We start from the raw sequence: 4,330 nt of genomic DNA, 5'->3' as shown, positions 1-4,330 counted from the left end.
GTCTTTTAATAATTTATTTGTTTCAATATATTTGAGTGGATTTCTTTGATTATTAGTTATTTTTTGCCATGCATTTGGAATATTAATTTTCGCATAGGAACTAAACTCCAAACATTTACGATTACTATCAATAGCTTTACCAACTATTCCCGTAAGCTTGCAAACCATGATTGCAGTTCCCTGCTCGACATCGTGAGTAGCCCACTCTTGAGTTAAACAACGAGTTATCACAGCATATTCTAAATTTTCAGCTCTCTCTTGATTAACACACCACCAACCAATGCCGCCATCTTCTTTCATTTCTTTTAAGCTTTTTCCACCAAAAATTAAAATTGATTCGCTCATTTTTACTCACCTACAAATTTTAATATAAACTCAATAATGTAAAACCGTTCTTCACTTGGATAAATCCCCCGAATCACCTCTTTCAACTCATCTAACCCCATATTCTCCTGCTTCGCGTGCTGTTCGGTTAATTCATCTAATCGAATCGGCGATACACTTAACACTTCAATGGTGCAGAAATATTGATTATCTTCAAACCGCCCCACACGTAAAATATCACCTGCTTTAAAATGGCTTTCGGATTTGTCCCGAATAGTGATGGTTTTGCGCCCGGCGAGAATATCGGCTTCAAAGCGTTGGTAAAAAGTGATGTCGTTCGGTTGCATTTTATTTCTGAAAGTGCGGTCGGATTTTTAGGTATTTTTGCAACAAAACCCCATCTTTTAAGATGAGGTTTGTGCTATAGATTAATGCCGGTAATCTTTTATTTTGCCAATTCGCGTTTTACGCGTTGCATTTCTCGAATCAGACGTTCTTCTTCTTGGCGGCAATAGGAATCCATTTTAATCTTTCCGCTGTCATCTTTAATGTCGTTTACACAGCGAACTTGCGTGTATTGTTTTTCTAACATGCTTAATACACGTGCTAATTCTTGTTTGTGTGCGGCTTGTTTGTTCGTTGGTTTAACGCTTATCGGTGCGGCAGTCGCATTTTTAGGTTGTGCCGGTTGGGTAGCTTGTGCTGCCGCATTCGCTGGCGCAGGCTCTTCTGTTGTCGCAGGGGCTGTTGCTGTTGCATTTTCTTGTGGTGCAGGTTCAGCCATATTTGTATTAGGCTGTGCCGGCATTGCTGTGGCAGGTGCGGTTTCTATTGCGGTAGGAGATGTTGCCTCAGGGCTTTGTGCCGGCATTTCTTTTGTTGGTTCGGCAGGTTCTGAGGCTTTGGTTTCTTCCTGTACGACCTGTGGCTTAGGATCATCACAGGCGGTGAATAAGAACGTTGAGCAGGCAATAAATAAAGCGAGAATTGATTTTTTCATGTTTTAGGCTCCATATAAAATAATGAGTCAAGATTAGGCAGCGTTTTCTGTCGAAAGCTGCCAACCTTGGGTTCGCAAGAATTTATAACGCTCCCGAGCAAGTTTTTTGGCTTGTTCTTCTGCGGGCACAAAATCAATAATTTGATTAAAGGTGCCAAAAAATTCAGGCAGTACTTGTTGCAAATTAATCAGTAAATCTCTTCGTTGAGCGTTACGCTTTGATGACCAGCTAATTTCAATGGGTGTTGCGTAGGTTGTTATTTCACCAAAGAGATTATGCGGGACAAATTCATCAGGATCTCGCTGCCATAAGGCTTCATCTAATAGCAATGCCTGTTCCTGTGTTTCACAGCTAATAAGCACCCGTTTCCCCAAACGCCATGCCGCCGCGGCAAGATTGCACGCCAACTGTTCTTGAGCAGACAGCCCATTTGGGGACACCATGTCATGGAGTAAATAAAATTGTGCTGATTGCGCCATAAAAACATACCTCAAGAGAGATGCAAGCTGAGATTTTAGCGGAAATCAGCTTAAATAGAAAATGTTAATTTTCAAAACGTTTTACAAACTCACCGCACTTTATGATCTAAGTCACAAAACCGATTTTCTGTTTGTAATTTCAGTTCATTGAAGAGATTGTCAATGTTAGAATTCTCTTATTCCTGTTAATAATCATTATGAGGTAATCAAAATGGAATTTCGTATTGAAAAAGACACCATGGGTGAAGTTCAAGTGCCGGCAGACAAATACTGGGCGGCTCAAACCGAACGTTCCCGCAACAATTTCAAAATCGGTCCTGCGGCATCTATGCCACATGAAGTCATCGAAGCCTTTGGTTATTTGAAAAAAGCGGCGGCATTCGCCAACCATGATTTAGGCGTGTTGCCTGCTGAAAAACGTGATTTAATCGCACAAGCTTGCGATGAAATTTTAGCAAATAAATTAGACGATCAATTCCCGTTAGTGATTTGGCAAACCGGTTCCGGTACGCAATCCAACATGAACGTGAACGAAGTGGTGGCAAACCGTGCTCACGTTTTACACGGTGGCAAATTAGGCGAAAAATCCATTATTCACCCGAATGATGATGTGAACAAATCCCAATCTTCCAACGATACCTTCCCAACCGCAATGCATATTGCCGCATACAAAAAAGTGGTCGAAACCACTATTCCTGCCGTAGAACGTTTACAAAAAACCTTTGCAGCAAAATCTGAAGCCTTTAAAGATGTGGTGAAAATCGGTCGTACGCACTTAATGGATGCAACCCCATTAACATTAGGTCAAGAATTCTCTGCCTATGCGGCGCAATTACACTTCGGTTTACTTGCATTGAAAAATACCCTACCGCACTTACGCCAATTAGCCCTTGGCGGCACGGCTGTGGGTACCGGTTTGAATACGCCGAAAGGCTATGATGTGAAAGTGGCTGAATACATTGCTAAATTCACCGGTCTGCCGTTCATCACCGCAGAAAACAAATTTGAAGCCTTAGCAGCGCATGATGCTATCGTGGAAACACACGGCGCATTGCGTCAACTTGCTATGAGCTTATTCAAAATTGCCAACGACATTCGTTTATTGGCATCCGGTCCACGCTCCGGTATCGGTGAAATTTTAATCCCTGAAAATGAACCGGGTTCTTCCATCATGCCGGGTAAAGTTAACCCAACCCAATGTGAAGCCATGACCATGGTGTGTGCACAAGTGTTTGGTAACGACACCACTATCGCGTTCGTCGGATCTCAAGGTCACTTCCAATTGAACGTATTCAATCCGGTAATGATTGCGAACTTCTTACAATCCGCCCAATTATTGGCAGATGCCTGTGTTTCTTTCGATGAACACTGCGCAACCGGTATCGAACCGAACTACCCACGCATTAAACAACAACTTGAAAATTCATTGATGTTGGTCACCGCACTTAATACCCATATCGGTTATGAAAATGCAGCGAAAATTGCGAAAACTGCACATAAAAACGGTACCACCTTACGCGAAGAAGCCATTAATCTTGGCTTGGTTTCTGCGGAAGATTTCGACAAATGGGTGCGTCCGGAAGATATGGTAGGCAGCTTAAAATAACGTGATACGTTAAATTAAGCCATGAGTAAAGAAGACGGGATCAATTTCCCGTCTTTTTTGCTATAATCGCGCACATAAATTTTTATGACGGATTGTTTATGAAATTAAAATCGCTGCTGTTTATTTTAAGCTTATTTCCTACCGCACTTTCAGCCCATTGGGTCAATGTGGGTACCGCTGACTATAATTGGGGGCCGTTCTTGGTTTATTCCATTGATTTGGCGACCGAAGACGGCGCATATCAGGAAAACCAATTACCTATTATGCTTTCGTTCAAATATGAAAAACCCGTTGAAGGTAAAAATTTTGCGATTAGCTTAATTAAAGAAATGGAATTTCTAAAAGCGGATAAAGCCAAAACAGATTTGTGGCTAAAAGACATGCAGGCTATTTTCCCGGACTTCTCTCCAAATGCGATATTGCGTTATATTGCGCTACCCGATAAAGGGTATTTTATTTTGAATGATTCCGTTTTAGATCATGAGTTTGAACCGGAATTCAGCCAAATGCTGATCAATATTTGGTTGTCACCACAGAGTAACTTCGTCAAATTACAGCCCCAATTATTGGGTAAGGAAAAAGGAAATGTTTCACCGGAAGCGTTTAAAACGCAACCGGAAATTGATCCCATGGGGGAGGATGAGGCCAGTCCGCAATTGCCACCGAATTTTCCGCTGAATGCGATAGAGTCGGAATAACGCATAAGCCAACCGACTTTATTCGTTTTTCTTAATATAAAAGCCTTTCTAATGAAAGGCTTTTATTGCACAAATGATTAACATTAACCTCGATGTGTAATTCGTGATTTCGTTCGTAGCGTGCATCTTGATGCACGACCAAATTACGCACAGAATGTTATTTAACTCTTTCGGGCATTCATGATTTCGTGCAACAAGTTGTACGCTACGATTCACTAAAAT

At 41.5% G+C, this 4,330-nt stretch carries 6 protein-coding genes; 2 read left to right on the top strand and 4 right to left on the bottom strand.

Annotation, left to right across the window (positions count from 1 at the left end):
• The 4 genes from QZ106_RS08785 to QZ106_RS08770 all read right to left on the bottom strand — a co-directional run.
• A partial coding sequence (locus tag QZ106_RS08785; protein ID WP_295976483.1) for a hypothetical protein occupies positions 1 to 345 on the bottom strand: 345 nt, incomplete at its 3' end.
• Positions 346 to 347: 2 nt separating this feature from the next.
• Positions 348 to 671, bottom strand: coding sequence for a N(4)-acetylcytidine aminohydrolase (gene yqfB / locus QZ106_RS08780; RefSeq protein WP_295976482.1), 324 nt, complete (start codon positions 669 to 671; stop codon positions 348 to 350).
• Between the two features lie 98 nt (positions 672 to 769).
• Entirely contained in the window at positions 770 to 1,324 is a 555-nt protein-coding gene (locus QZ106_RS08775; RefSeq protein ID WP_295976481.1) for a hypothetical protein, read from the bottom strand.
• A 33-nt stretch (positions 1,325 to 1,357) separates the two neighbouring features.
• Positions 1,358 to 1,804, bottom strand: coding sequence for a DNA polymerase III subunit chi (locus QZ106_RS08770; RefSeq protein WP_295976480.1), 447 nt, complete (start codon positions 1,802 to 1,804; stop codon positions 1,358 to 1,360).
• Between the two features lie 211 nt (positions 1,805 to 2,015).
• On the opposite strand from QZ106_RS08770, the gene fumC reads away from it, so the two are divergent.
• Together fumC and QZ106_RS08760 are read left to right on the top strand one after the other, a co-directional pair.
• On the top strand, positions 2,016 to 3,410 hold the full coding sequence (fumC, locus tag QZ106_RS08765) for a class II fumarate hydratase (RefSeq protein WP_295976479.1): 1,395 nt from the start codon (positions 2,016 to 2,018) through the stop codon (positions 3,408 to 3,410).
• 98 nt (positions 3,411 to 3,508) lie between these two features.
• On the top strand, positions 3,509 to 4,108 hold the full coding sequence (locus QZ106_RS08760) for a hypothetical protein (RefSeq protein ID WP_295976478.1): 600 nt from the start codon (positions 3,509 to 3,511) through the stop codon (positions 4,106 to 4,108).
• Positions 4,109 to 4,330 lie beyond the last annotated feature (222 nt).

This window comes from uncultured Aggregatibacter sp. (assembly GCF_901873365.1).
In the GTDB taxonomy this organism is placed as follows: domain Bacteria; phylum Pseudomonadota; class Gammaproteobacteria; order Enterobacterales; family Pasteurellaceae; genus Aggregatibacter.
The sequence above is the reverse complement of the archived record's forward strand: the minus strand, read 5'-3'. Positions and strand labels throughout refer to the sequence as shown.